This is a genomic window from Nocardia sp. NPDC024068 (assembly GCF_040638875.1).
Lineage (GTDB): Bacteria > Actinomycetota > Actinomycetes > Mycobacteriales > Mycobacteriaceae > Nocardia.
This window is the reverse complement of record NZ_JBEZYU010000050.1, coordinates 16,025-42,735: the sequence shown is the minus strand read 5'-3', so window position 1 is coordinate 42,735 and position 26,711 is coordinate 16,025. Positions and strand designations below refer to the sequence as shown.

Below are 26,711 nucleotides of genomic sequence, written 5' to 3'. Positions count from 1 at the left end.
GGAGGTGTGTCGCTGATGGCCCGATTGCGACTCCCGAGGTACTCTATGTGGCGAAGCCACGAGTCTCGAGGGCTGACAGCAGACGCTTCGGGTGCCGAACCCCGCGCGCGCCAGCGCGCCAATAAACACAGCACCTTGGCGAGTGAGGTCACCTTCTCACCTTGGCGAGCAAGGTCGCTTCCGACCTGGGCCAGCAGGGGTTGCCTCCCCACCTTTACAAGCGGGGTCACCACCCCACCCCTGTCAACGCCTCGATATCACGGCACGTATCGCCGTAACCGCCTTGCCGCGAACTCCCGAAAGTACGACACCTTGTCATCCGGAACGATCGACGGAAGCAGGAAATACCAAGCCCGCTCCATCCGCGACGCCATCTGGTCGATCGACTCCGTCCCCACCGCGACGATATGGATTCCGGTTGTGAGCCCGTAGAGCAGCAGCCCGATGGAGTCCGGGTCGAGGTCGGGTTCCAGGTCCCCCTGGGTGATCGCCTTCTCCGCGAGGTGGCGGTAGGTCTCGCCCCAGTGTTTGGCGATATTGTCGCCGTTGGCGCCCCGGTAGTCGCCGATCTGGTGGGTCAGTTTGAGCATGGCGCCGACCATCGGGTCGTTCATGGAGAGGTCCGCCACCACATAGGTGATACCGATCGCGGCTTCCAGTGCGGGCACCCGGGAGTCGAAGAATCCTTTGCAGGAGGCGGTCAGCCGCTCGTTGCCCTGATCCACCACCGCACGTGCGAGTTCCTCTTTGGACCCGAAGTGAAAGTACAAGGCGCCCTTGGTCACGTTGGACTGCGCGATGATCTCGCTGAGGCTCGCATTGGCGTAGCCCAAGCGCAGAAAGACATCGGCAGCGCCCGCCAGGACGGAATCGCGGGTGATCTCCGCGCGCGCTTGCCTAGCCATCAGACCCGCCTGTCATCCCAATAACCAGCCATCCTGAAGTAGACCGACATTGTCGAAGTAGACCGACTCACCGCCCGAACAGCACCCAAAGGATGGGTGAACCGTACCATCCGTGTTCGCTACGTCTCTCGATTCGACGGCCCACGGGAGTTCGCGGGCCGTTCATCAGCGGTTGCCCGAACTCTGCTGCCCGCCGGGCGAGTTCGCCGGGGGCGGGCCGGCGGCGGCCGGCCATTCCGAGCTGAGCTGCGGGTCGGCCTCGAGATGGCTGAGCCCGTTCCAGCACAGATTGACCAGGTGTGCGGCCACGACCTCTTTGGACGGACTGCGCACGTCCAGCCACCAGGTGGCGGTGGTCGCGACCATGCCGACGAGTGCCTGGGCGTAGAGCCCGGCGAGGCTGGTGTCGAAGCCGCGGCGTTCGAAGTCGCCGCCGAGCAGATGCGCGACCTGGTTGACCGCTTCGTTGAGCAGACTGGAGTAGCGCCCGTCGGTGGAGGACACCGGCTGGTCGCGCACCAGGATGCGGAACCCGTCGGTGCGCTGCTCTATATAGGTGAGCAGCGCCAGCGCCACCTGCTCGAGCCGCACTCGCGATCGGTTGTTGGTGAGCGAGGAGGTGATCATATCCAGCAGCATCGACATCTCGCGGTCGACGACGACGGCGTACAGCCCTTCTTTTCCGCCGAAGTGCTCGTAGACGACGGGCTTGGACACCTGGGCCCGCTGGGCGATCTCTTCGATGGAGGTGGCGTCGTAGCCGCGTTCGGCGAACAGCGCGCGGCCGATCTCGATCAGCTGCTGCCGGCGCTGGGTACCGGTCATCCGCTGCCGTGCCCGGACCTGCTCGGTTACCTCTCTGGTCTCCCCGGCCGTTCTCGGTTCTCCCGACGACACGTTCCCGCCTCCCTGGTTACCGGGGTCGCCGATACTGCGTATCGGCCGACCAAACCATCGAGATCAACTGTCTCAGACCCGCGGCGGCCGGGGTCACCCGGGCGGGGCCGTCGGCCGGGCGGGCACGGCGGGAAGCGTCGGAGCACCCGCCCGGCGTGTCGCCACGGCCCGCGGTTCGACGGATCCCGGTGTGGCATGCGAGTATCGTTGCCGTGCCGGGGCACAGCGGCGGGTGGTAGGGATACCCACCGGTGTGACAGTCCGCCGTAGTGTAATGGCAGCACCTCTGATTTTGGTTCAGATAGTTCAGGTTCGAGTCCTGGCGGCGGAGCAGCTCGCGTGCACGATGACCATCGTCGGCCCGAGGGAGATCAATGCCACAGCAGACCGCCGTCATCGTGCTCGCCGCAGGTGCCGGTACGAGAATGCGGTCGAAGACGCCCAAGGTGCTACACCCGCTCGCGGGTCGCAGCATGCTGGCGCATGCGCTGTACGCAGCGCACGCGATCGATCCCGATCATCTGGTGACGGTGATCGGGCACGATCGCGAACAGGTCGGCACCGCGGCGGCGGCGGTGGCCGCGGAACTGGACCGCGTGATCGTGCCGGTGGTGCAGGAACAGCAGCTCGGCACCGGGCATGCAGTCCAGGTCGGGCTGGCGGGGCTGCCCGGTGATTTCACCGGCGATGTGATCGTGACCTCCGGGGATGTCCCGCTCCTCGACGGTCATACTTTGTCCGCGTTGCTGGACGAGCATCGCAGCTATGCCGAGCGGCCCGCTGTCACCGTCCTGACCTTCGTCCCCGACGACCCGAACGGGTACGGCCGGATCGTGCGCGACGGTGACGGGGAGGTCGCCGAGATCGTCGAGCATGCCGACGCGACTCCGGAACAGGCCGCGATCCGTGAGGTCAACTCCGGTGTGTACGCGTTCGACGCCACCGTGCTGCGCACCATGCTCGGCCGGTTGTCCACCGCCAACGCCCAGCACGAGCTCTATCTGACCGATGTGCTGAAACTCGCCCGCGAGGCCGGGCATCCGGTGCAGGGCGCCCGGCTGGTCGATTCGGCGAAGGTCACCGGCGTGAACGACCGGGTGCAGCTGGCCGCGGCGGCCCGCACCCTCAACCGCTACATCCTGGAACGCCATATGCGCGCCGGGGTGACCATCGTCGATCCGGCCACCACCTGGATCGATACCGATGTGCGGATCGGCCGCGACACGGTGGTGCGCCCCGGCGTCCAGCTGCTGGGCACCACCGCGATCGGGGAGGACGCCGAGATCGGCCCGGACACCACGCTCACCAACAGCTCGGTCGGCGACGGCGCCAAGGTGATTCGTACCCATGGCGAGGGCGCGGCCATCGACGCATTCGCGACGGTCGGCCCCTTCAGTTATCTCCGCCCGGGTACCACGCTCGGGGAGTCCGGGAAGATCGGCGCCTTCGTCGAGACCAAGAACGTCGAGATCGGCCGGTACACGAAGATCCCGCATCTCACCTATATCGGCGACGCGACCATCGGCGAGCACAGCAACATCGGAGCATCCAGTGTGTTCGTGAACTACGACGGGGTGAACAAGCACCGGACCACGGTTGGCTCACACGTGCGAACCGGCAGCGATACGATGTTCATTGCCCCGGTGACCGTGGGTGACGGCGCCTATACCGGAGCAGGTACTGTGCTGCGGGAAGACGTCCCGCCGGGCGCGCTGGCCGTATCCGGCGGAACGCAGCGCAATATCGAGAACTGGGTGCAGCGGAAACGTCCGGGTACCGCTGCAGCGGAGGCGGCGGCGAAAGCGCTCGCGGCCGATGAGCACACCGGATCGGGCAACAAAGCTTAAGGATGGCAACCAGCAGTGACCGCGTCATGGATCGACAACCAGAAGAACCTGATGCTCTTCGCCGGACGGTCGCACCCCGAACTGGCCGAGCAGGTGGCCAAGGAACTCGACGTCCATGTCACCCCGCAGATCGCGCGTGATTTCGCGAACGGGGAGATCTTCGTCCGTTTCGAGGAGTCGGTACGCGGTTCCGACGCCTTCGTTCTGCAGAGCTTTCCGGCGCCGCTGAACCAGTGGCTGATGGAACAGTTGATCATGATCGACGCGCTCAAGCGCGGGTCGGCCAAGCGCATCACCGCGATTCTGCCGTTCTACCCCTACGCCCGCCAGGACAAGAAGCATCGCGGCCGGGAGCCGATCTCCGCCCGCCTGGTCGCCGATCTGCTGAAGACCGCGGGTGCCGACCGGATCGTCACGGTCGACCTGCACACCGATCAGATCCAGGGTTTCTTCGACGGCCCGGTCGACCATATGCACGCTCAGTTGCAACTCGCCGAGTACGTGCGCAACAACTACAGCCTCGACAACATCACCGTCGTCTCCCCCGATTCCGGCCGGGTCCGGGTGGCGGAGAAGTGGGCGGATTCGCTGGACGGCGCCCCGCTGGCCTTCATCCACAAAACCCGTGACCCGCTGGTCCCGAACCAGGTGAAGTCGAACCGGGTGGTCGGCTCCGTCGAGGGCCGTACCTGCATCCTCATCGACGATATGATCGATACCGGCGGCACCATCGCCGGCGCGGTGAATGTGCTGAAGGAGGCCGGTGCCGGCGATGTGGTGATCGCGGCGACCCACGGTGTGCTCAGCGCTCCCGCCGCCGAGCGGCTGACGTCCTGCGGCGCCCGGGAGGTTGTGGTGACCAATACCCTCCCGATCACCGAGGACAAGAAGTTCCCGCAGCTCACGGTGCTGTCCATCGCGCCGCTGCTGGCCCGCACGATCCGCGAGGTGTTCGAGAACGGTTCGGTGACGGGCCTGTTCAACGGCAACGCCTGATTCTTTTCGGCGAACGGCCCCGGACCTGGTGGTCCGGGGCCGTTCGCCGTCTCGGACGGTCTTCGACACCGGCTGCCGCGGTCCCTGTACCGGGCCCCGCATCGGCGCATACTGGTTGGTATGGATCGTGAATCCCAGAACCCCGATATGGGCGATGACGACCAGGAGGACGAGGTCCGCGCCTACGAACGCTATATCGAGGACCCGCCCGCCGACCTGCGCATTCGTTATCGAGAGAACGATGACGACGGCCGCCTCGGGATCACCGAGGAGCTGGCGCAGGAGCAGGGCCGCCGGCGTCGTCCCGCCCCCGACGACCGCCCCGCCGAGGCTGCCGCCATCCATATCGAGGAGGAACCCGAGCACTGACAGCGCGCTGCGCCCGCACCGCGGTACCGACTTCCGAGCCCTCGACGATACGAACGAGGAGACGCGATGAGTACACCGCAGGACCCGCGATACGGCGGCGAAGATCCGCAGGACGAGCACCCCGGATCCGCCACCGGGGACGATCCGGATTCCCCGGATCGGTCCCGGGAGCCGGGCGAGGAGCCGTTCCCGGTCTCCGGTGCCCCGCAGCCGCCGGACGATCCCCGGACCGCCGCGAACGCACCCGACCGCTCGGCGGATTCTCCGCTCACGCCGAGTGCACCGCAGGCCGCCGGGGAGAACCCGGAACCCGGTGCCGGCGGTGACCAGGCCGCCGCGGGCGGCGCGCAACCCTCGCCCCACGACCCGCCCACCGAATACCTTCCGAAGATCCTGCATCGGGAAACCCGGCCGAGCGCGGACCGGCCCCGTACCGAGGAACCCCCCGGCGGGCAGCGGCCGGACCCGGACAAGGGCAGCGCCGCGTTCGCGCAGGGGTGGGAGCCCGGTACCGGTGCACCGGAGCAGGAGCCCGGCGCGGGCTCGGCAGGCGGCGAGGTGCCACCGCAGGCGTGGTCGGCCCGGCCCGAGGAGCAGTCGCCGGGTCAGGCCTGGCAGCCGCAGTCGCCCGGCGGGCAGTACTCGGGGTCGCAGTGGTCACCGCACGGTTATCCCCAGGGCGGCACGCCCTACCCCCAGGAAGGTGGCGGCCCGTATCCGTCGCAGGGCGGCGGCACTCCCTACCCGTCGCAGGGTGGTGGCACCCCTTACCCGTCGCAGGGCGGCGGCACACCTTATCCGTCGCAGGGCGGCACGCCCTACCCGTCGCAGGGCGGCACGCCCTACCCGTCGCAGGGCGGTACCCCCTATCCGTCGCAGGGCGGCGGTACGCCGTATCCGTCGGCAGGCGGCGGGACCCCGTACCCGTCGCAGGGCGGTTACCCGGAACAAGCGGGATGGCAGGGCGGCGAACAGCCCGGTTGGAGTGGTGAGCCGGGCGCGCAACCGGGGTGGGGCGGCACGCAGCAACCGCCCGGCGGCTATCCCGCCTATCCGCAGCAGGAGTATCAGCCCTACGGCGCCACGCAGCCGCCGGAACGCACCGGCCCGCAGATCCTGTCGATCATCGGCTTCGTCTGCGCCGGAATCTCCCTGCTGTTCTGTCCCATCCTGTTCGGTCCCGCCGGGATCATCCTCGGTGTGGTGGGACATATGCGGGGTGAGTCGCTGGGTAAATGGGCGGCCATCGCGGCGGCGGTATGCCTGGCGGCGGGATTGCTGCTCGGGCTGCTGGTCACCGGGGCGGATATGGTGCCCAACGAATCATCCGGCTGACACCGGGCCCGCCCCGCACCCGGTGCGAGGGAGCCGAAGCCGGCGCCCGGACCGGGCGCGGACGATAGGGTCGACGTCATGTCCATCCCGTATCCGACCGGTCGGCCCGCACCGGCGTCCGGGCCCCCGCGCGACTAGATGTCGCAGCGTGAACTCGTGGTGCTCGGTACCGCGAGCCAGGTGCCGACCGCCCGGCGCAACCACAACGGCTATGTGCTGCGCTGGGGCGCCGAGGCCGTGCTCTTCGATCCCGGCGAGGGCACCCAGCGGCAGATGATCCACGCCGGTGTCTCGGCCACCGATCTGACCCGGATCGCGATAACCCATTTCCACGGCGATCACAGTCTGGGGCTGGCCGGGGTGGTGCAGCGGATCAATCTCGACGGGGTTCCGCATCCGATCGACGCCTACTATCCGGAGTCGGGACAACGGTACTTCGACAACCTGTGCACGGCGACCGCCTACCACCGGACCGTCGATCTGCGCGCGCACCCGATCACCCGGCCCGGTCCGCTACCGGCACCCGGCGCGCCTTTCGGCCTCACCGCCGAACGCCTCGATCATCCGATCGAGGCGTTCGGATATCGTCTGACCGAACCGGACTTCCGCTCGATCGTCCCGGAGCGGCTGGCCGAATTCGGATTATCCGGTCCCGTGGTCGGACGGCTCCAGCGGGAGGGCGAAATCGCCTGGCGGGGAGGCACGGTGACCCTCGACGAGATAACTGTCCCCCAGCGGGGGCAGAGCTTCGCCTTCGTGATGGACACCCGCGACTGCCCCGGCGCCCGCGCACTGGCCGCCGGGGTGGACATGCTGGTGATCGAAGCGACGTTCCTCGAGACCGACGCGCAGATCGCCGCGGAATACGGACATCTCACCGCCGCCGGGGCCGCCCGTATCGCCGCCGCGGCGGGCGTGCGGAAACTGGTTCTGACCCATTTCTCTCAGCGCTATCGCACCACGGAGGCCCACCTCGCCGAGGCGCGGCGGGAATTCGGCGGCGATATCGTGGTCGCGGCCGATCTGGACCGGATACCGCTGCCACCCCGCCGGTGACCGGCTACCCGGCAACCGATTCGAGCCGGACGAGTACGGAATCCGCGCCCCTACTCGCCCGTGAGGTCCGGGTCGTCGACCACCCGGGCATGGAAGGTGACCACGACCGAGACGGACCCGTCGGGATCGCGGCGCACCCGGGGCCCCACATTGACTACGTGATAGGGGAATTCGGCGCCATCGAGCCGGATACGTTTGGCGCGGCGGTCGATTCCGATCACCGCGAAATCCGGCGGCGACGCGGCGGGCACGGATTCGGCGAGTTCGCATTCGCCGACCAACTGGGAGCGCAGCAGCAGGACGGAGTTGCCGGGCGCGGTGACCCGGTCGGCGACCCGTTTCGCCACCACCCGGCACATCGCGAACGCGCCGTCGATGGCCAGGGATTCGACGAGTAGCCACCGGTCCCGGTCGAACCACAGCTGTCCCACCGCCACGGTGACCGGCGGCCCGGCGGAAAATAGACTCATACAACCCCCTGCCGAATGCGTTTCAGCGGCATCGTAGCGGCCACCGGCCGCCGACAACTGGGTTCGGCGAGAAATTTTGTCAACCGGGGGTGAACACCGAAAGCGTGGCGCGATAACGACTTTCAGAGCCATCTCACGGCGCGGGTTCACCGCACGAGCGATTATTCAGAGGACGGAGCCCGCGGTGCGGGCGATACGGTCTCCGGCGCCCCGCGCTCGAATTGCTCGCGATGCGAGAGCACCTCGTCCATATGTGCCTCGGCCCAGAATTTGATGCCCCGCATGACCTCCTGCAGCGATAGACCCAGCGCGGTCAGCTCGTAGGTGACGGTGACCGGCACGGTCGGTGTGATCGTCCGGGTGAGCAGACCGTCGGCTTCGAGGCCGCGCAGTGTCTGGGTGAGCATCTTCTGGCTGACCCCCGACAGCCGGCGCGACAACTCCGAGTAACGCATGGCGCGCGGCTCCCCGGCGCATGCACCAGCGGAATGGGGTCCGTCGCTACCCAGAGCCGCCAGCACCAGCGCCACCCATTTTCCGGAGATCCGGTCGAGCAGGCGGCGGCTGGGACAGTCGGCGTAGAACGCATCGTAATCCTGTTTGGCCAGCTCACGCTGCTGAGCGGCCGTCATCGTGGGCATGGCCGAATCCTTCCTACCTGACGGTGACCTACAAACTTTCAGGTGCCTACTTCCTGTTGGAGAGTTACCCGTCCATTGTGGAGTAACAGGTTCGATATCTCCAGAGGAGTCCCGATGTCCACCACCTTTCGCGCAGCAGTCGTCCGCATACCGGGCGGCCCCGATTCCGTCGATTTCCTCGAGGCGCCCGTGACCGCCCCGGGGCCGGGCCAGGTCCGGGTCGCCGTGGCCGCGGCCGCCGTCAACCCGGTCGATCTGGCCCTCGCCGACGGTGTGTTCCACCGGCTCGGGCTGATCGGCCGCGACGGACCCGTCGGTCTGGGTAGCGATTTCGCCGGGGTTGTCGCCGAGGCCGGCAGTGGAGTCGGCCTGGCGGTCGGCACCCGGGTCGCGGGCATGGTCGGCGGGTTCGACCGAGACCTCGGCACCTACGCGCAACAACTGATCGTCGCCGCCGGTGATATCGCGGTGGTGCCCGCCGGATTCGATCTGACCACCGCCGCCACGGTGCCGCTCAACGGGCTCACCGCGGCGCAACTGGCCGATCTGCTCGGTGACGGCGACGGCCGCACCCTGCTGGTGACCGGTGCGGCGGGCGCGGTGGGCGGCTATCTGATCCCGCTCGCCCGCGCCCGGGGCTGGCGGGTCACCGGTCTGGCCCGCGCCGAGGACGAAGATTTCGTCCGGGGGCTGGGCGCCGATTTCACCACGGCCGCCACACCGGGCTACGACGCCGTCGCCGATCCCGCGGTACTCCAGGAGGAAGCCCTGGCCCTGGTCCGCGACGGAGGTCGCTTCCTGGGGGTCCGCCCGGGTCAGGAGCCGCGGCCGGAACGTGACATCACCACCGGAGCGGTCTCGGTACGGCCCGACGGCGCCCGGCTGGGCGAGCTGCTGGAGGCGGCGGCGGACGGCCGCCTGCCCGCCCGCGTACATGCCGTCGTACCGCTCGCGCAGGCCGCGACCGCCCACCGTGAGGTCGCCAAGGGCGGTGTTCGCGGCAAATTCGTACTCACGCCCTGACCGGACGGCACCACCGCGCACAGTTGTCGAACGCTCAGGCGACGAAGGTGGCCGGCGCCGACCACAGCACTGGTGAATCGTGGACGGCGCCGGTGGCACGCCAGGCGTGCAGCCGGTCGTACTGCCATTGCGCCAGCGACCGCACCGGGTCGGCGGCGTCGTGGGCGGCGTCGACGGCGCATACGGCATCCTGCAGCGGGGTGGCCCCGGCCTGTCCGAACATGTGGACCGCCAGATCGGTGGGCAGCGGCCAGCGCGTCGCGGTGACCAGTTCGGCACCGCCGGTGATCATGGCGGCGACCAGCCCGAGCGCTTCGGTGAAACGCGAATCGCCGCCGCTCTCACAGGCGATGAGCGCGACCCGGCCCGGGATCGGCCACAGGTCCTGCCCGGAGACCGGTCGCGGATCGAGCGTATGGGTGCCGAGCAGCAGATCCTTGGCCGAGAGCGGGCGATGGGTGCGCTGCGGTTCGGCGAAACCGACGGTTTCCGCGGTACACGCCAGATGTAGTTCGGCATTCTCGCTCTGCCCGGATTCCGGCGCCGCGGCGGTGACATGACCGACGTACAGCAACCGGGACGCACCGCCGCGCAGGGTCTGCGACAACCAGGTCCGGTCGAGATCGGTACGCCGGAACATCGTCACCGCGTCGCCGGCCTCCGGCCGCAGCCGGCCCGTACGCAGATGCGCCGCGATCCGCTCGGCGAGCGGGCCGGTGCCGTCCATCCGGCCCAGTACCGAGCCCAGTGCGGAATCGGCGCGGAACCCCGGTACCCGTGGATCCAGCACCGCCACCACCGGAAGATGCCGCGAGGCGGTCCAGGGCCGGCGGCGGCGATTCGGCCCGTGCACCACACCCGCGGGTGGCAGCAACGCGATATCGGCGATGTCGAGTAACCGCACCGCCGGATCCGGAGCGAGGATTTCCCAGGGCACCTGCGCGACGCGGGGCGACGGTTGCAGCCGGATCAGCGGGCGCACACCCCGCCGGTACAGGGCGTGCAGCTGCGCGGCGAGGTCGTACGGCAGCAGCGCTCGGGAGAGGTCGCGGGCCAGCCGGTACTCGGTATCCGGGGCGGCGAAGGCCCCGGTCGTCAGGGCCTGTTCGAGCCGATCGGGTATCCGGGGATCGGGTAGCGCCGCGGCGAGATCCCGTACCACCGCGTCGATTCCGGCGCCGGGCAGCACCGCGATGCCCGGTGGCGCGGAATCACCGTCCCACCGCCAGGACACGTAGAGATCGCCCGCGTCGGCCATCCGCACCACCGCCGCGGGCCGGCCGGTCATCCGCCCCTCCGTACGCCGGCGAGCCCGGCCCTGGAGCCGTTCATACGGGGATCACCCTGTTCTCCCGCACCGGATATCCGTATCGGTGTTCGGCGACGGCGAGATGGTCGGCGAGCGCGATACGTCCGCCGGGGCCCACAGCCAGCCGCGGCGGCGGGGTGACCGGCAGTCCGGCGGACGCGGCGATATGCGCGAGCGCCGCGCCGAGATGCAGTGGCCCGGCCGGTTCGGCGGACGCGACCGGCGGATCCGGCAGGTCCAGCGGGAACTGCGCCCGGCCGGTATCGCGTGCCCGGCCGGGATCCAAGGTCGTTCCCGCGCATTGTGTTTCGACGAGGTCGGCGAGCAGCGGGCGGTCGCCGCAGAGATTCGCGAACCGGAAGGCCAGGCGGATCGCCGGATCGGCCACCTCGCGGTTCCACTGGTCACGCTGGCCGCCGTTGGGCAGGGTGTAGCGCACCGCGTCGATGGCGATCGCCGCGGGAACCGCCAGGGCCCGCCCCAGCGCGAGCAATTCCGCGGTGGGGGTCTCCATATCGTCGACCACTGTCTCCACCAGCGCCGCGTGCCAATAGTCGAGCTGGGCGCAATGCAGGCCGAGACCGCGTTCGGCGTACACGGTGAACGCGGCCGCCAGCAGTTGCTGCCCCTCGCCGACCCGGCCCTGGAGGTAGGCCAGGGTGGCGAGCCGGCAGCGCACCGCGGCCGAATCCAGGACCGCGCCCGAGGTCTCGAAACAGTCGAGACTGCGGGTGTACCACTGTGCGGCGGGATCGAATTCGCCGCGGCGTTCGGCGAGGAACCCACGCACTTTCCAGCCCACGCCCGCCCGGTAGCCGAGCCCGGCCCGTTCGTAGTACTCCTGACTCGCCCGGGCCAGCTCCTCCGCCTCGTCCGGGCGGTCGAGCCGGGCGAGAATCTGGGCCAGATTCTGCTGGGTATCGGCGACCGCGTTGTGGTCACCGGCCGCGGTGAAGGCCGACAGCGCCTGATAGGCGAAATCCACCCCGAGATCGCGGCGGCCGGTCTCGAAGTAGGCCCCGGCCAGGTTCATCAGCGGATGCCCGGCCAGATGCGGCGCGAAACGCAGGGCCGCGTCCAGGGATTCGGTGCCGATCTCGATGACCCGGGTCCAGCGGCCGCGGTGGGTGGCGACCGCCGTCAGCGAGAGCAGACACGACACCCGCAACACCCCGAGGTCCGTGCTGTCGGCGAGCAGATCGCGCGCCTGTTCCAGTACGGACTGCGCTTCGTCCAGCTCACTCAGATGCTGCAGGGCCTGCGAATAGTTGATCAGGGTGGAGGCGCGTTTCTCCACAGCGTCCCCCGGGATCTCGCCGAGCGCGCGCCGATACCGGACCGCGGCGCCACGGTGGTCGCCGAGTTCGTCGTACATACTCGCCGCGTTGATCAGCGCGCTGGTGCGGACCCCGTCGGTGGTGGTCTGCACGGCGTGCTCGAAGATCCGCAACGCCTCGGCCACCTCACCGCGCTGATAGGCGGCGGCGCCCTCGTAGAGCAACTCGAGGCCGGGTGGACTGTCCTGATCGCTCATTTCAGAAATCCGAATCTGATTCGGCCGCAGCGGTTTCCGCTCGCAGCGGGGCGGTAGTGGCCGACTCCGGATCCGGTGCGCCGGACCCGTTTCGCCCGCCGGGTGTCCCCGGGCCGGGACCCGTATGCGCTCCCGCCCATCGCAGCCGGGTACGCGCGAGGTCGCGGATACGCTTCCGGGCCCGCACCGCTCGTTCCTCCGCCGAGCCAGGCGCGGAATCGGCGGGCGCCGTCACATTGCCGGCCGGCCCGGAGAGTTCCTCGGGGCCCACCCCCGGTACGAAGATCTCGACCGCCGTCACGGTATCGGCCGGTACCGCCACCTCCCCGAGCCAGCTGTCGGCCCCGGGTTCCAGCGCGATCTCCACCGGCCCCAGCGGAGTGCGGAGCCGGGCGAACGGCCGCAGATGGTCCGGCACCGCGGCGGGCGCACCCGGTGCGGCAAGGGCCGCGATACGCGCGGTCGTGGCACCGGCGGTCCGGAAGAGTTCCCAGGACACCGCGTGTTCGGAGGCGTCCAGGACACCGGCCGGGCACAGTCGCCAGTCCCAGCCCCCACTGCCACGCCCGAGGGAGAGCGCCCCGTTCCGCGCGGGCCCGCCCGCGGCCAGCGCGTAGTCGCCCGCCCGGGCGGAGATACGGTCTCCAGGCGTCACGGCCGGGCCGGGCGGGGCGGTATCCGGCGATGGGCTTTCCGTGGCGGCCACCGCGTCCGCGCCGTCGACGATGCCTTCGCACAGCTCGGTCAGCTCGGCGATCTCCTGTTCCAGCACTTCGGAATCCAGTGCGGCGATACCGTCCACGGTCGAGGCGGGCCACCAGCGCGCCGCCCAGTGCGCGTATCCGAGCCGGCGCACCGCCGCGGCGAGCTCGGGCCGCTCGGGCCGCACCGGCAATTCCACCGGCCCGGTGTACTCGTCCGCGGCGACCGCGACCCCGGCGCCGTAGACGGCCCACAGCCATTCCTGGGCGGCGTCCAGATCGTGCAGGGTGGCGGCCGGAATCCAGGGGTCGTCCGGCACGGTCCAGCTCAGATGGCCGCCCCGCACCTCGAGCACTGCGGTGTCCACGCCCGGATCGGGGTCGGTCGTCAGCGGCGCGCCGGCCGGGGCGATGGTCCACAGGTCCGGCCGGATCTGCCGGACGACGACGGCCCCGGCCATCACACGGCCCTCGGTTCGGCCGTTTCGGAATCCGGCTCCGCGCTCACGACCCGTGCGCTCAGCACCTTCCGCACCCTGGCCCGGTGGTCCAGCACCACCGAGCGGGCCACCCCGTCGAGCAGGTCCCACAGTTCCCCGGGGTCGGTGACAGGCAGCTCGCGCACGTCCCGTCCGTGCAGCCGGACCCACAGCCGCCGCAGGTACGGCCGCCACGGGGTCCGCAGGTCGGCGGCGATATCGCCCAGCGGGTGCGGGTCCACGGACACCTGCCGGACCGCGAGCCGGCGCGCCTGCAGTACGTAGGCCTCGCGTTGCCACCGGCTGTTGATCACCCGGTGGGCCTCCGAGTCCCCGGGCGACCCGCTGGCCGGCCCGCCGATCGGTGCCAGCCCGAGAGCTAGTTCCACCCCCGTCGCCGCGGTCACCCGCAGCGATTCGCCGAGCAGGGCCCACGGGGCGCAGCTGCGGGCGATCTCGGTGGTGACCAGGTCCGGGATCGGCGGCAGTTCGCCGCGTTCGGTCGAGACCTGCAGCACCGTGAACACCCGTTCGCAGACCGTCCGGTCGAAGGGCGCGCCCAGCCCGGCCGTGGAGGCCGACTCCCCCAGCTCGGGGCGGCGCGGAAGCGGATGCCTGGTCAGCCCGAAGACGTTCGCGTCGTAGGCGGCGCCCTGCCCGCGCCACAGTTCGATCCCGGAATGGGTGCCCGCGTTCGTGGCGGCAAGCTCACGCAACAGCCTGCGACCGGCGCCGGAATCGGGGCCGGTGCGGGTCCCGACGGCGTGGTCGAGCAACCGCCGCGGCCCCGCGTCGCGAGCCACCGGCATCGCGGGCGGGAGCGGCCTGCGACGCCATGCCTTGCCGAGCAGATCCGCCAGTTCCGCGGCCCGCGCCGGATCGGTGAGATGTTCCCGCAACGCCTGGGTGGTGCGTCCGGCGGCGAAGCCGTGGATCTCCCGCAACACCGCTTCGGCCCGCAACCTGTCGCGGTTCGGGTCGGGATGGCCGCGGGTCGCGGCGAGTTCGAAACACCGCTGGAAGTACAGGTCCTGAGCGTTGCCCTCGGTGATCCGCAGCCGGCGCCGAGTCTGTTTGAGCAGCGTGAACCAGGCCGCGGTCGCGCGCAGCGCGTCGGCCTGGGCGTGTACCCGGGCCGCCAGCAGGGTCGCGCCGTCGTCGGTGAGGATCGCGCCCGCGCAGGCGGGGTACCGGACCGGCCGGATGACGAGTGGGTCGAGGATCGCTTTCACGGTCCGGCGCAGCGGACCGCCGTGCGGGCCGCTCAGCGCCTCCACACCCTCGAGACCGCGCCACACCTCATCGAGCACCATGGCCCGCGGTCGTCGCATGTGCCCAGGTTATCGGAGTACCGGCAGGGGTGCCGGGGCAAAACTTGGGATCGGTAGGCGGCGCGCGGCTCCTACTTTTCTCGTAACGGCCCCGGACACCGGGCCCGCATCACCGAGAGAACAGGAAACACCATGAACGCCAAGCTCTTCCGTCTCGCCGCCGGCACCGTCGCCGCCTCCGCGGTCCTGCTGGTCTCCGCCTGCGGCGACGACCCCGCGAGCGCCCCGGCAGCCCCGGCCCCGGGCACCCCCGCCGCCACCCAGACCGCTCCCGTCGGCGGATCCTCGGCCGCCCGGGTCGACGGTGCGGCGTTGGAAGCCGATTTCGAGACCACCTGCGCCAAGCAGGGCAACACCCTCGCGCTCGCGCTGACCGATACCGACAACAGCAAGTACGGCCAGTTGAGCGTGAGCGCGGCCATTCTCGACGACACCACGGTTCAGGCCGTCGGTATCGCCGGCAGCCAGGGCGGCTCCGCCGGGATGCCCTACGCCGTCGGTTACGGCAACGGGCAGCCGGGCGGGTCGGCGAAGGTCACCAAGGACGGCGACACCTACACCGTCGTCGGTGAGGGCGTCGGGGCGCCCGATATGACCAACCCGATGGCCGGACCGGCCACGGCGACCTTCGAGATCACCTTCGCCTGCTCGGACGTCGTCGGCGGCTGACCCCCTCGGCCCGGATCTCCGGCTCCGCGTCGCCCGTCCCACCGGGCCGGGCGACGCGGTGGCCAGGTATCCGGACCACCACTCACAGGAGAAATAATGATCCGCACCCTGCGTACCCTCGCGCTCGTCTTCGCCGCCCTCGCGGTCGGCGCCTACCTCTGGCACGGGCTCACCTACGAGCCCGGCAGCGCGTGGGAACCCTCCTACCTCGGCTGGCTCAACGGGTTCCTGGCCCTGCCGATCATCGCGCTCACCCTGGTGATCATGACCTTCGCGTTCACCGCGAGCGGTATCGTCACCGCCCTCACAGGAAACAACACCGGCGAGTTCCGCGACGCCCCGCTGGGGCTGGGCACGGTGAAATCCTTCGGGCACACCGGCGTAACCCTCAACGACCAGCCGCAGGTCCGGATCGACTTCAGCGTCGAGGGGGCCGACGGCAAAATATTCGACGCGACCGCGAAAACGATCGTGCCGCTGACCGAACTGGCGTTGCTCACCCCGGGCGTGGTCCTGCCGGTGCGCTATCGGCCGGACCGGCCCGGGATCGTGCAACTGGACCTCTCCGGCGACAGCGCCGCGGCCCAGCGGGTGATGAACGAGTCGATGATCCGCAAGGGATTCACGACCCGCGAGAAGATCGATATCGCCGCCCGCGGGATCACCGCGCAAGCGGTGGTGCAGTCGCTGACCGTTCCCGGCGAGATCCGCGGCGGTCACTCGCTGGTCGCCGTGGGGCTGGCCGTCACCCGGCCCGACGGCAGCACCTTCACCACCTCCTCGGAGAAGTTCCTGCCGCCGGCCGCGATCGGCAATGTGCAGGTGGGCCGGATCGTGACCGCCCACTATCTGCCCGAGAACGAGCGGGAAGTGGTGCTGAGCATCCCGGTCAACGCCTGACCCGCGCATCCGGGCCCGTCTCCGGCCGGAGACGGGCTCACTCGTGTTCGGGGAGAATGCGGCCGCACCGGGACCGCGACGGGCTTCGCCGGGCCGCGAAGCCCGGCCGGCTCACACCGCACACCGCAGCGGCCTCACAGCGCCGCGACCGCGGCGGCGAATCGGTCGAGTTCCGGGTGGCTCACGAAATAGTGCGGGGAGGCGCGCACCACCGAATCCAGTCCGCGGGCGGACATATCGAGCAGGGTCGAGCCGCGGTGGCTGACGCTCACCGTGATGTCCTCACCGAGCAGACGATCCCGGACCTGTACCGGTTCCAGCCCGTCCACGGTGAAGGAGACGATGCCGCTGTGCTCCACCCCGAGGTCGCGGACGGTCACCCCGGGCAGCTCACCCAGCGCGCCCCGCAGATATCCGGCGCGCTCGGCGATCGCGGCAAAGACATCGTCCGGGCCGAGGTCGAGAAGGTACCGCACCGCCGCGCCGAGGCCGAGACGGGCCGCCACATCGTGCTCCCAGAACTCGAACCGGGTGGCGTCGGTGGCGAGCCGGTATTCCTGCGGCCCGGTCCACCGGGCGCTCAGCAGATCGAGCCGGGACGGTTCCAGCGAGGCCACCAATTCGGGCCGGATGTACAGGAAGCCGGTGCCCCGGGGGCCGCGCAGCCATTTGCGGCCGGTCGCCGACAGCGCGTCCACACCGAGTTCGGCCACATCCAGTGGCAGCTGCCCGGCCGACTGGCAGGCGTCGAGCACAACCAGGGCCCCGCCCTCGCGCGCGATCCGCGCGGCCGCGGCGACCGGATTCACCAGGCCGCCGTTGGTGGGCACATGCAGCAGTGACACCAGCCGGACCCGCTCGTCCATCATCGCGCTCAGGGCGTCGAGATCGATACGGCCCCATTCGTCGCTCGGGATCGGCTCCACCCGGGCGCCGGTGGCGCGGGCCCGCTGCAGTGCCGCGACGGCGTTGCTGGCGTAGTCGGCGCCGGAGATCAGGATGCGGTCGCCGGGGCGCAGCGGGACCGCGTAGAAGAAATCGCTCCACGCGCGAGTGGCACTGTCGCTGAGGGCGATGGTGCCGGGGGTGGCATTGAGGAGGGCCGCGATCGCGTCCTTGACGCCCGCCAGATCGTCGAGACGTTCGTTCGCGGCCCGGTACCCGCCGATCTCGGCTTCACGGCGCAGATGTGTGATCACGGTCTCGGTGACGATCCGCGGCGGAAGTGAGGATCCCGCGCTGTCCAGGAACACCGATCCGGTGCCGACTCCCGGGGTGTCTGCACGTACTCGCTGATCATCCACCATGTCACCGACCCTAGGCGCTGCCGGTCGTATCGGGTATCCGGCCCGATGTGCCGGATCCGTGACCCGTTCGCGCCGAAAATGTGTCCGCCCCCGTCGCTACTCTGGATTCCACGCGCGCCGCACCCGTGGCCGCCACCGCGCCCGAGTCGGTCCCGGGCCCGGTCCGGCATCCCGGCCGACAATCGAAGACGAGCCCTGCAGTACCGGCGACCGGATACGCGAGATCAGCAAGCGAGAGCCGCATGGAGGTTGGTATGGCGGTCACCCTCGAACACCCGGACTGGACCAGCGATTCACACCCACACCCGGCCCTGACCAGCCGTGCGGCCGCCGAAGCCTATCTCGGCGGGGTCTGTTTCAAGCTCGGCCCGCCGAGCCTCATCGGCGCCGAACTCGAATGGTTCACGGTGTGCGACGCAGGCGGCCGCGCCGCGCGCACCACCCCCCCGCAAGCCCCGGCCGCCGCATCCCGGCAACGATCCGGCGGCACCGCACCGCAACACCGCGGCGGCCCGGCCCCGGACTCCGCATTCGCCGGACGACGCCCCACCACCGAGTTGCTCGCACAGGCACTCGGCCCGCACGCTCCCCGGTCGATCGCACCGGATTCCCCCGCTCTTCCCCTCCCCGGCGGCAGCCGGGTCACCGTCGAGCCCGGCGGTCAGATCGAACTCTCCAGCGCCGCCGTCGCCGACGTCGCCGATCTGTGTGCCCGGCTGGACGAGGACCGGCACCGGCTGGCGGCCCTGCTGGCCGGCCGGTCGATCCGGATGGTCGCCGCCGCCGCCGATCCCACCCGCAACCCTCGGTGTCAGCTGCGGCTGCCGCGCTACCGGGCCATGGAGGACTACTTCGCCCGGATCGGCCCGTTCGGCAGGCTCATGATGAGCAATACCGCCGCGGTACAGGTCAGCGTCGATACCGGTGCCGACGAAACGGAACTCGGCGCCCGCTGGACGGCCCTGCACGCCGTGGGGCCCGCCCTGGTCGCGGCGTTCGCCTGCTCCCCCGTGCTGCGCGGCGCGCCGGGCGGGCAGTGGGCTTCACAACGGATGCGCACCTGGCTGCATCTGGACCCGGCCCGCGCGTGCCCGCCGATCGCCGAATGGGACGACCCCGTCACCGGATATGCCCGCTGGGCCCTCGACGCCCCGCTGCTGTGTGTACGGCGGCCGGAGCCGGATGCCCGGGGCGGCTGGTCGGCGCCGCCGGATGCCACGTTCGCCGATTGGCTGTCCGGCGATCTGGACGATGCCATCGGCCGCCGCCCCGGTATCGGCGATCTGGACTACCACCTCACCACCCTGTTCCCGCCGGTGCGCCCCGGCGGTCATTTCGAGGTCCGCTACCTCGACGCCCAGCCCGGTAGGGGCTGGACCGTGCCGATCACGGTGATCGACGCCCTGCTGTCCACACCGGACGCGGTCGCCGACGCCACCGCCGCCGCGGCGGGCACCGCGGACCGGTGGCTCGCCGCCGCCCGCCACGGCCTGGCCGACCCGGAGCTGCGGGCCGCGGCCGTCGCGGTGCTGGAGGCCGCCGCCGCGCACGACCGGACCGCCGATCCCGGCCTGCACGCGGCGGTGCGCCGCTGCGCCGCCGGTACACCACCCGGGGGCGGCGATGCATGAGCGCACCGGCCACCACCGCGACCGTCCCACCGAACACACGCCGTCGATCGGAGCAGCATCGTGACCATCGCCCATCCGAACGCCGACCGGACCGAGACCGAGCGGCTACGCGACACCATCGCCGCGACGCTGACCCGGGCCCGGCAGCGCACCCTGGCCCTCACCGATTGTGTGGACGAGGCCGAACTCGCGGCGCAGCATTCTCCGCTGATGAGCCCGCTGGTCTGGGATCTGGCCCATATCGGCAACCAGGAGGAGTTGTGGCTGGTGCGCGATGTCGGCGGCCGGGAGGCGGTCCGGGCCGATATCGACGAACTCTACGACGCGTTCAGGCACGCCCGTTCCGACCGTCCCGGCCTGCCGCTACTCGATCCGCGCCAGGCCCGCGGCTACGCCGGCACCGTGCGCGACAAGGTGTGGGATGTCCTGGAACGCAGTCCGTTACGAGGTGACGAGCTGGTGACGGGCGGTTTCGCGTTCGGCATGATCGCCCAGCACGAACAGCAGCACGACGAGACCATGCTCGCCACCCATCAGCTCCGGGCCGGGGCTCCGGTGCTGTCGGCCCCGGCGCCGCCGGCCGCGGCCACCGCCGTCCGCGGCGAGGTCGTGATCCCGGCGGGTGAATTCGTCATGGGCACCTCCACCGACCCATGGGCGCTCGACAATGAACGGCCCGCGCATCCGGTCGACGTCGCGGCGTTCGCGATCGATGCCGCCCCGGTGAGCAACGCGCAGTACCTCGCCTTCGTCGAGGACAGCGGCTACGACCGGCGCGAACTGTGGTCGGCGCGCGGCTGGTCGCATCGGCGCGAGGCCGGGCTCACCGCGCCCCAGTTCTGGGAGCGGGATTCCGACGGGCAGTGGTGGCGCCGGGTGTTCGGTGTCCGGCGTCCGCTGCGCCCGCAGCAACCGGTGGTGCACGTGTGCTGGTTCGAGGCCGAGGCGTACGCGAACTGGGCCGGTAAACGTCTGCCCACCGAAGCCGAATGGGAGAAGGCGGCCCGGTTCGACCCCACCACCGGTCGCACCCGCGCCTATCCGTGGGGGGATACCGAACCCGGCCCGGGGACGGCCAATCTCGGGCAGCGGCATCTGGAACCCGCCGAGATCGGCGCGTATCCGGCGGGCGCCTCACCGGCCGGGGTCCATCAGCTGATGGGCGATATCTGGGAGTGGACGTCGTCGGAATTCCATCCGTATCCCGGATTCCGGGCCTTCCCGTACCGGGAGTACTCGGAGGTCTTCTTCGGCGGCGATTACCGGGTCCTGCGCGGCGGCTCGTTCGGGACCGACCCGGTCGCCTGCCGCGGCACCTTCCGCAACTGGGACCATCCGATCCGCCGGCAGATCTTCTCCGGGTTCCGGCTGGCCCGCACCCTGGGCCCGGAAGAGGCCTGATGTGCAGGCATCTCGGCTATGTGGGTCCCGTCGTACCGGTGGGTGATCTGGTGCTGCGGGGCCCGCATTCGCTGCGCACCCAGTCGTGGGCGCCCCGGGATATGCGCGGCGGCGGAACCATCAACGCCGACGGATTCGGGGTGGCGTGGTGGGTCGACGGCACCGTGACGCGCTACCGCAACGCCGACCCGATCTGGACCGATCCGGCCGTGGAAGAGGTCCTGCCGCAACTGACCTCGCACGCGGTCCTCGCCGCGGTGCGCTCGGCCACCGTCGGGATGCCACTGGACCGCTCCGCGTGCGCGCCGCTGCTGTGGGATCGCTGGGCGTTCAGCCACAACGGGGTGATCCCGCAGTGGCGGACGGTGCTCACCGCCGTCCTGTCGGATCTCGATGTCGCCGCGACCCGCGCCGGGCTGACCCGCCGCTACGAGACCAGCCATCTCCTCGAGGCCGAAGCGCAGACCGATTCGGCCGCGCTGTGGGTGCTGCTGCGCCGGCTGCTCGACCCGGAACCCCCCGCCGGTCTCGCCGAAACCCCCGGCACCGCCTTACGCCTGCTGATCACGACGATTGTGCACCACGCGCCCGACGCCCGGGTCAATCTGCTGCTCGGCGACGGCAACGCATTGTGGGCGACCACCTGCTACCACTCGTTGTCCGCGTTGGTAACCGACGATTTCGCCATCCTGGCATCCGAACCCTACGACGACGATCCCCGGTGGCAGGCATTGCCCGACCGCAGCCTGGTCCACGCCGAGCCCGGCGCCCTGCATATCGAATCCCTGGAAATGGCCGAATCCACCTCGACCGAAAGCCTGACGCGATGACCCAACCCGTCGTAGAAGTCCATCTCACCGACGCCGACCTGACCGCGGCTTTGCGCGCCGACGCTCGGCGCGGCCTCACCGACAGCCCGAAATGGCTGCCTCCGAAATGGTTCTACGATGCCCGCGGCAGTGAGCTGTTCGAGCAGATCACCGCCCTGCCCGAGTACTACCCGACCCGCACCGAACGGGCCCTGCTGGACAGTGTGGCCGGCGCGATCGCGCGGACCGCGCAGGCGGAGGTGCTGGTGGAACTCGGCTCGGGGTCGGCGGCCAAGACGCGGATCCTGCTCAACGCTCTCACCACCGAAGGCCCACTGAAGACCTATGTCCCCCAGGATGTTTCATCCTCGGCGCTGCGGGCTTCGGCGGCCGAGGTCGCCGCGGAGTTCCCCGGGCTGGCCGTGCACGGCGTGGTCAGCGATTTCACCGACACCCTGGCGACGCTGCCGCGCGGCGGCCGCCGGATGATCGCCTTCCTGGGTGGCACCCTGGGCAATATGGTGCCCGCCGAACGTGCCGAATTCCTGGGCGGTATCCACGATGTCCTCGAACCCGGTGAACAGCTGCTGCTGGGCGTGGGCCTGGTGGTGGATCCGGCGATCGTCGTCCCCGCCTACGACGACGCGGCCGGCGTAACCGCGGAGTTCAACCGGAATGTGCTGCGGGTGCTCAATTCCCGGCTGCGCGCGGATTTCGAACCTGAGGCGTTCCGTCATATCGCGCACTGGGATCCGGACAACGAATGGATCGAGATGCGGCTGGAGTCGACGGTGGATACCACTGTCACGGTCGCCGACCTCGGGCTCACCGTGCGCTTCGCCCGCGGTGAGCAGATGCGCACCGAGATCTCGGCGAAATTCCGGCTGGAGGGGCTCGGCGAGGAACTCCGGGGGGCGGGTTTCGTGCTGGAGCATGCGTGGACCGATCCCGATGATCGATTCGCACTTGTTCTCGCGGCCCGGGTTTGAGCCGGGGGGCAACGAGGTCGAATGGTCGGTTTTGAATGGACCACACTCGTGAAGGTGGGGGTGGGCTTGTGAACCGCCCCGGCGAGTCCGGAGACTGAAACACCTTCGCGAACGGCCGTTCCGAAATCACCTTCGCGAACAGGCCACCCAAATTTCAATGCAGGCGATTCTGTGCGGCCTCGAGACCCATTCGCAGCAGCAGTTCGACCGCGTCGGCGGCCTGCTCGACCACCACCGGGAGCTCTTTGCGCTCGACCGCGGAGAACGGCTTCAGGACGAAATCGGCCGGGTCCTGGCGGCCCGGCGGGCGCCCGATACCGATGCGGGTGCGCAGATAGTCCTTGGTGGTCAACGCCCCGGACACCGAGCGCAGGCCGTTGTGCCCGCCCTCACCGCCGCCTCGTTTGAGCCGGATCTCGCCGAAGGGGAGATCCAGCTCGTCGTGGATGACCACGACCTCGGTGGGCGGTACCGAGAAGAAGCGCGCCAGTGCCGCCACCGGCTTGCCGGACAGATTCATATACGACCGCGGTTTCGCGATCAGGACCTGCCGCCCGTCCAATCGGGCCTGCAGCACATCGGCACCGGATTTCTTGTGCGCAGTGAACCGGCCGCCGACCCGCTCAGCGAGCGAGTCGGCGACCAGGAAGCCCACATTGTGCCGGGTGCGCTCGTAGCCGGAACCCGGGTTACCCAGGCCGACGACGAGCGCCGGCGCGGTATCGGCCATCGCGGCGCTACGTGCGGAGTGTTATTCGGCGCTCTCGCCTTCGGCGGCTTCGCCCTCGGCCGCGGTCTCCGGCTCGGCGGCGGCGCGGGCCTCGACGATGTTCACGACGAGGGCCTCGGGATCGCCGGCCAGGCTGACGCCCTTGGGCAGCGCGATGTCACCGGCGGTGATCTGGGTGCCCGCCTCGACGCCGGCCACGGAGACCTCGAGCGACTCGGGGATGTTCAGCGCGTCCGCGGATACGGTGACGGTGGTGGCGTCCTGGGTGACCAGGGTGCCGGGGGCGGCCTCACCGGTCACGGTGATGGAAACGTCGGCGGTGACCTCTTCGCCGCGCTTCACGATCAGCAGATCGGCGTGCTCGATGTAGCGGTGGATGGGGTGCACCACGACCGATTTGGTCAGCGCGAGCTGCTTCTTGCCGTCGATATTCAGGTTCAGCACCGCGTTGGTGCCGTGCTGGCGCAGGATCGCGGCGAAGGACAGTGCGTCCAGCGACAGATGCTGGGGGTCGGCCTGATGCCCGTACAGGACCGCCGGAACGTTGCCCGCACGGCGGGTGCGGCGCGCGGCGCCCTTGCCGAACTCGGTGCGGATCGTCGCTTCGAGAAGGTTGACGTCGGACATGACTGGATAACTCCTACGGCTCTACCGGGCGTATGGGCGGTGCCAGGGATATCGCGCCCCTGGTCGGTGGTCTGCTCGTCAGGCGAAAAACCGAACGCAGACGGCCGTGAGCCGGGCCGCGTCGATCACGGTGCCGCAGAAATGCGAACCCTCGCCGAGACAACCCGAACACTGTAACTCAGCCGCCGCATAAGTCCTGAATCGGGTGGTGAGCGACACGACGAAAGCCGGTCAGAAGCGTCACGTACCCTGGACAGGTTGCCATCTCCCCCGCCTCGCCGAAAGGGTTTTTCCGTTGACCGCCTCCACCGAGGGCTCCGCCGCGCCCACCGCGCGCGGGTTGGCCGCCGAGGTGTCGCGGCGCCGCACTTTCGCCGTCATCTCCCATCCCGACGCGGGTAAATCGACCCTCACCGAGGCGCTGGCGCTGCACGCCCGCAAGATTTCGGAGGCCGGCGCCATCCACGGCAAAGCGGGCCGGAAATCGACGGTGTCGGACTGGATGGAGATGGAGAAGGCGCGCGGGATCTCGGTGAGTTCCACCGCCCTGCAGTTCAACTACCGCGCCGCCGGATCCGATATCGACCACGTCATCAACCTGGTCGACACCCCCGGTCACTCCGATTTCTCCGAGGACACCTACCGCGTGCTCACCGCGGTGGACGCCGCGGTGATGCTGATCGACGCGGCCAAGGGCCTCGAACCGCAGACGCTGAAACTGTTCCAGGTCTGCCGCCACCGGGGCATCCCGGTGATCACCGTCATCAACAAATGGGACCGTCCCGGGCGGGCCCCGCTGGAACTACTCGACGAGATCGAGGAGCGGATCGGCCTCACTCCCACGCCACTGTTCCTGCCGGTGGGCATCGCGGGCGATTTCCGCGGACTGCTGCGCCGCGGAGCCGACGGCGCGGCCGGGGAGTACATCCACTTCACCCGGACCGCCGGTGGCGCCACCATCGCGCCGGAGGAATCACTGGGCCCGGACGCCGCCGAGGCGCGGGAGGGCGCGGCGTGGACGACGGCGGCCGAGGAGAGCGAACTGCTGTCGGCCACAGGCCAGGATCACGATCAGGAGTTGTTCCTGGCAGGCCAGACCTCCCCGGTGATCTATGCCTCGGCCATGCTGAACTTCGGCGTCCGGCAACTGCTGGAAACCCTGGTGTCCCTCGCACCGGCACCCGGCTCCCGCGCCGCCGCCGACGGCACCCCGCGCGAACCCGCGGACCCGTTCAGCGCGGTCGTGTTCAAGGTGCAGGCCGGGATGGATATGGCCCACCGCGACCGGCTGGCGTTCATGCGGATCGTCTCCGGTGAGTTCGAACGCGGCATGGTGGTCACCCACGCCCAGACCGGCCGCCCGTTCGCCACGAAGTACGCGCTGACGGTGTTCGGCCGCGAGCGCGCCACCGTCGATACCGCCTATCCCGGCGACGTCGTCGGCCTGGTGAACGCGACAGCGCTGGCGCCGGGACACACGCTGTTCGTGGACAAGAAGGTGGAGTTCCCGCCGATCCCCTCGTTCGCACCCGAACACTTCGCCGCGCTGCGCGCCCAGAGCGCGGGTAAATACAAGCAGTTCCGCAAGGCGATCGATCAGCTCGACTCCGAGGGCGTGGTGCAGGTGCTGCGCAACGACGCCCGTGGCGACGCCTCTCCGGTGCTGGCCGCGGTCGGGCCGATGCAGTTCGAGGTGGTGACCGCCCGGATGCAGGGCGAGTTCGGCGTCGAGACCCAGCTCGATCACCTCGCCTACACGATCGCCCGGCGGACCGACGCGGAATCGGCGGCCGAACTCGACCGCCAGCGCGGCGTGGAGGTGTTCACCCGCACCGACGGCGCGATCCTGGCGGTGTTCAGCGATAAGTGGCGATTCCAGTACATCCGGAAGGAAATGCCGGAACTCACGCTCGAACCGCTGGTCGCCGCCGCCGACTAGGACCCGCCGCGGGCGGTGTGCCGACCCCCGCGCCGGTATCGGTGGTCAGCCCACCGCCCGTTCATCGGGACCCGGATACTCCTCGTCGACGCCGGTCCGCTCGGGCTCCGGACGCTCGCTCGCACCGGGGTGATCCCGGGGGTCGCGTTCGACGGCTTCGACCCCGCTCGCCTGCTGGATCAGCCCCCACCGGTTGGCGGTCAGCCGCAGGCTGGGCAGATCGCTGAGCGAGAGCACCACCTCGTAGGTGCGCTGATAACCGGTATGCGAGATTCGCCACTGCCCGTCCTCGCACCGGATGTAATCGTCGGTGTAGAACGCGGCACCCCGCAGCAGCATATTGTTCTCGGGAATGAGCACCGTATCGGACAGGTACCAGATCCCCTTGGCCCGATCTCCGTTCACATCGACCTCGGGATGATCGCATCGGTGTTCGGTGATCACATGCGGGCCGAGCGTATTGCGCATGAATGTGAGAAATGCGTCCCGGGATTCGAACTGTAGATATTCGCTGTAAGTGGCCGTGGCCTCCGGGATCATCGTATCGGCGAAATCGTCCCAGAGTTTCGTGTCCAGGGCGCGCAGATACCGGAATTTGAGGCGATGGATCGCGAGGACATCGTCGGGATCGCCCGCGGATTTCGGGCGCTGATCATTCGGCCGTGACGGCCCCATCGTCAACGGCACCTCGGCATCGGGCTCGAGCCGCGGTGGGAGCGAGACATCGAGTCCGGCTCCCAGCGCGGCAGCGAGCGCGGCACCGGAGAAGGCCATGTTCTCACTGCTCTGGCCCGGCCGCCGCGGAAAGCCACCCGG

25 protein-coding genes and 1 tRNA gene are annotated in these 26,711 nt (G+C 69.8%); 14 read left to right on the top strand and 12 right to left on the bottom strand.

The genetic code is table 11. The annotated features are described in order from the left end of the window. Positions 1 to 257: 257 nt before the first annotated feature. Both AB0F41_RS25880 and AB0F41_RS25875 read right to left on the bottom strand, forming a co-directional pair. On the bottom strand, positions 258 to 905 hold the full coding sequence (locus AB0F41_RS25880; protein ID WP_357428104.1) for a ScbR family autoregulator-binding transcription factor: 648 nt from the start codon (positions 903 to 905) through the stop codon (positions 258 to 260). A 165-nt stretch (positions 906 to 1,070) separates the two neighbouring features. Then, on the bottom strand, positions 1,071 to 1,730 hold the full coding sequence (locus AB0F41_RS25875; RefSeq protein ID WP_357428110.1) for a TetR/AcrR family transcriptional regulator: 660 nt from the start codon (positions 1,728 to 1,730) through the stop codon (positions 1,071 to 1,073). Positions 1,731 to 2,062: 332 nt separating this feature from the next. On the opposite strand from AB0F41_RS25875, the gene AB0F41_RS25870 reads away from it, so the two are divergent. The 6 genes from AB0F41_RS25870 (at position 2,063) to AB0F41_RS25845 (ending at position 7,405) form a co-directional block, all read left to right on the top strand. Further along, positions 2,063 to 2,133, top strand: a tRNA-Gln gene (locus AB0F41_RS25870). Positions 2,134 to 2,176: 43 nt separating this feature from the next. Continuing rightward, on the top strand, positions 2,177 to 3,649 hold the full coding sequence (glmU, locus tag AB0F41_RS25865; RefSeq protein WP_357428101.1) for a bifunctional UDP-N-acetylglucosamine diphosphorylase/glucosamine-1-phosphate N-acetyltransferase GlmU: 1,473 nt from the start codon (positions 2,177 to 2,179) through the stop codon (positions 3,647 to 3,649). Positions 3,650 to 3,664: 15 nt separating this feature from the next. Beyond that, positions 3,665 to 4,645, top strand: coding sequence for a ribose-phosphate diphosphokinase (locus tag AB0F41_RS25860; RefSeq protein ID WP_357428099.1), 981 nt, complete (start codon positions 3,665 to 3,667; stop codon positions 4,643 to 4,645). A 120-nt stretch (positions 4,646 to 4,765) separates the two neighbouring features. Further along, the gene (locus AB0F41_RS25855) at positions 4,766 to 5,014 is read left to right on the top strand and encodes a hypothetical protein (RefSeq protein WP_357428098.1); all 249 of its coding nucleotides are present in this window, start codon (positions 4,766 to 4,768) and stop codon (positions 5,012 to 5,014) included. 66 nt (positions 5,015 to 5,080) lie between these two features. Next, the gene (locus tag AB0F41_RS25850) at positions 5,081 to 6,349 is read left to right on the top strand and encodes a hypothetical protein (RefSeq protein WP_357428096.1); all 1,269 of its coding nucleotides are present in this window, start codon (positions 5,081 to 5,083) and stop codon (positions 6,347 to 6,349) included. A 138-nt stretch (positions 6,350 to 6,487) separates the two neighbouring features. Further along, positions 6,488 to 7,405 carry a ribonuclease Z gene (locus tag AB0F41_RS25845; protein ID WP_357428094.1) on the top strand — a complete coding sequence of 306 codons (918 nt, stop codon included), beginning with the start codon at positions 6,488 to 6,490 and terminating at the stop codon, positions 7,403 to 7,405. Positions 7,406 to 7,455: 50 nt separating this feature from the next. Here the strand turns inward: AB0F41_RS25845 and AB0F41_RS25840 are convergent, their stop codons facing one another. Then, positions 7,456 to 7,875: a hypothetical protein gene (locus tag AB0F41_RS25840; RefSeq protein WP_357428092.1), complete on the bottom strand. Its 420-nt coding sequence runs from the start codon at positions 7,873 to 7,875 to the stop codon at positions 7,456 to 7,458. 161 nt (positions 7,876 to 8,036) lie between these two features. After that, entirely contained in the window at positions 8,037 to 8,516 is a 480-nt protein-coding gene (locus AB0F41_RS25835) for a helix-turn-helix domain-containing protein (RefSeq protein ID WP_357428090.1), read from the bottom strand. 114 nt (positions 8,517 to 8,630) lie between these two features. Between AB0F41_RS25835 and AB0F41_RS25830 the strand changes: the two genes are divergently transcribed. Continuing rightward, positions 8,631 to 9,539, top strand: a complete 909-nt coding sequence (locus AB0F41_RS25830) for an NADP-dependent oxidoreductase (protein WP_357428088.1) — start codon at positions 8,631 to 8,633, stop codon at positions 9,537 to 9,539. Between the two features lie 34 nt (positions 9,540 to 9,573). On the opposite strand, the gene AB0F41_RS25825 is transcribed toward AB0F41_RS25830, so the two are convergent. Genes AB0F41_RS25825 through AB0F41_RS25810 form a run of 4 tightly spaced genes read right to left on the bottom strand, consistent with a single transcriptional unit; the run spans position 9,574 to position 14,875 of the window. After that, positions 9,574 to 10,827: a CHAT domain-containing protein gene (locus tag AB0F41_RS25825; RefSeq protein WP_357428086.1), complete on the bottom strand. Its 1,254-nt coding sequence runs from the start codon at positions 10,825 to 10,827 to the stop codon at positions 9,574 to 9,576. Positions 10,828 to 10,867: 40 nt separating this feature from the next. Next, a complete protein-coding gene (locus tag AB0F41_RS25820) occupies positions 10,868 to 12,382 on the bottom strand; it encodes a tetratricopeptide repeat protein (RefSeq protein ID WP_357428084.1) in 1,515 nt (504 codons plus the stop codon). Position 12,383: 1 nt separating this feature from the next. Then, entirely contained in the window at positions 12,384 to 13,544 is a 1,161-nt protein-coding gene (locus AB0F41_RS25815) for a hypothetical protein (protein WP_357428082.1), read from the bottom strand. Continuing rightward, positions 13,544 to 14,875, bottom strand: a complete 1,332-nt coding sequence (locus AB0F41_RS25810) for a hypothetical protein (RefSeq protein ID WP_357428108.1) — start codon at positions 14,873 to 14,875, stop codon at positions 13,544 to 13,546. The genes AB0F41_RS25815 and AB0F41_RS25810 overlap by 1 nt, the downstream gene beginning before the upstream one ends. A gap of 150 nt (positions 14,876 to 15,025) precedes the next feature. On the opposite strand from AB0F41_RS25810, the gene AB0F41_RS25805 reads away from it, so the two are divergent. Further along, the gene (locus AB0F41_RS25805; RefSeq protein ID WP_357428080.1) at positions 15,026 to 15,562 is read left to right on the top strand and encodes a lipoprotein LpqH; all 537 of its coding nucleotides are present in this window, start codon (positions 15,026 to 15,028) and stop codon (positions 15,560 to 15,562) included. Positions 15,563 to 15,658: 96 nt separating this feature from the next. Further along, on the top strand, positions 15,659 to 16,462 hold the full coding sequence (locus tag AB0F41_RS25800) for a hypothetical protein (RefSeq protein ID WP_357428078.1): 804 nt from the start codon (positions 15,659 to 15,661) through the stop codon (positions 16,460 to 16,462). A 134-nt stretch (positions 16,463 to 16,596) separates the two neighbouring features. Here AB0F41_RS25800 and AB0F41_RS25795 read toward each other — a convergent pair whose 3' ends face one another. After that, complete coding sequence (locus AB0F41_RS25795; protein WP_357428076.1) at positions 16,597 to 17,769, bottom strand: aminotransferase class V-fold PLP-dependent enzyme; 1,173 nt, start codon at positions 17,767 to 17,769, stop codon at positions 16,597 to 16,599. A gap of 254 nt (positions 17,770 to 18,023) precedes the next feature. Here AB0F41_RS25795 and egtA point away from each other — a divergent pair, with 254 nt between their 5' ends. Genes egtA through egtD form a run of 4 tightly spaced genes read left to right on the top strand, consistent with a single transcriptional unit; the run spans position 18,024 to position 22,599 of the window. Beyond that, the gene (egtA, locus tag AB0F41_RS25790) at positions 18,024 to 19,400 is read left to right on the top strand and encodes an ergothioneine biosynthesis glutamate--cysteine ligase EgtA (RefSeq protein ID WP_357428074.1); all 1,377 of its coding nucleotides are present in this window, start codon (positions 18,024 to 18,026) and stop codon (positions 19,398 to 19,400) included. A gap of 60 nt (positions 19,401 to 19,460) precedes the next feature. After that, on the top strand, positions 19,461 to 20,801 hold the full coding sequence (gene egtB / locus AB0F41_RS25785) for an ergothioneine biosynthesis protein EgtB (protein WP_357428072.1): 1,341 nt from the start codon (positions 19,461 to 19,463) through the stop codon (positions 20,799 to 20,801). Further along, positions 20,801 to 21,631 (top strand): ergothioneine biosynthesis protein EgtC, encoded by an 831-nt coding sequence (gene egtC / locus AB0F41_RS25780; protein ID WP_357428070.1) that lies wholly within the window; start codon positions 20,801 to 20,803, stop codon positions 21,629 to 21,631. The genes egtB and egtC overlap by 1 nt, the downstream gene beginning before the upstream one ends. Further along, entirely contained in the window at positions 21,628 to 22,599 is a 972-nt protein-coding gene (gene egtD / locus AB0F41_RS25775; protein ID WP_357428068.1) for an L-histidine N(alpha)-methyltransferase, read from the top strand. The genes egtC and egtD overlap by 4 nt, the downstream gene beginning before the upstream one ends. Before the next feature lie 154 nt (positions 22,600 to 22,753). Here the strand turns inward: egtD and pth are convergent, their stop codons facing one another. Together pth and AB0F41_RS25765 are read right to left on the bottom strand one after the other, a co-directional pair. Then, on the bottom strand, positions 22,754 to 23,329 hold the full coding sequence (pth, locus tag AB0F41_RS25770) for an aminoacyl-tRNA hydrolase (RefSeq protein ID WP_357428066.1): 576 nt from the start codon (positions 23,327 to 23,329) through the stop codon (positions 22,754 to 22,756). A 21-nt stretch (positions 23,330 to 23,350) separates the two neighbouring features. Continuing rightward, positions 23,351 to 23,956 (bottom strand): 50S ribosomal protein L25/general stress protein Ctc, encoded by a 606-nt coding sequence (locus tag AB0F41_RS25765; protein ID WP_357428064.1) that lies wholly within the window; start codon positions 23,954 to 23,956, stop codon positions 23,351 to 23,353. A 295-nt stretch (positions 23,957 to 24,251) separates the two neighbouring features. Here AB0F41_RS25765 and AB0F41_RS25760 point away from each other — a divergent pair, with 295 nt between their 5' ends. Continuing rightward, complete coding sequence (locus tag AB0F41_RS25760; RefSeq protein ID WP_357428062.1) at positions 24,252 to 25,895, top strand: peptide chain release factor 3; 1,644 nt, start codon at positions 24,252 to 24,254, stop codon at positions 25,893 to 25,895. Between the two features lie 45 nt (positions 25,896 to 25,940). Here AB0F41_RS25760 and AB0F41_RS25755 read toward each other — a convergent pair whose 3' ends face one another. Continuing rightward, positions 25,941 to 26,570 carry a nuclear transport factor 2 family protein gene (locus tag AB0F41_RS25755; protein ID WP_357428106.1) on the bottom strand — a complete coding sequence of 210 codons (630 nt, stop codon included), beginning with the start codon at positions 26,568 to 26,570 and terminating at the stop codon, positions 25,941 to 25,943. Positions 26,571 to 26,711: the final 141 nt, after the last annotated feature.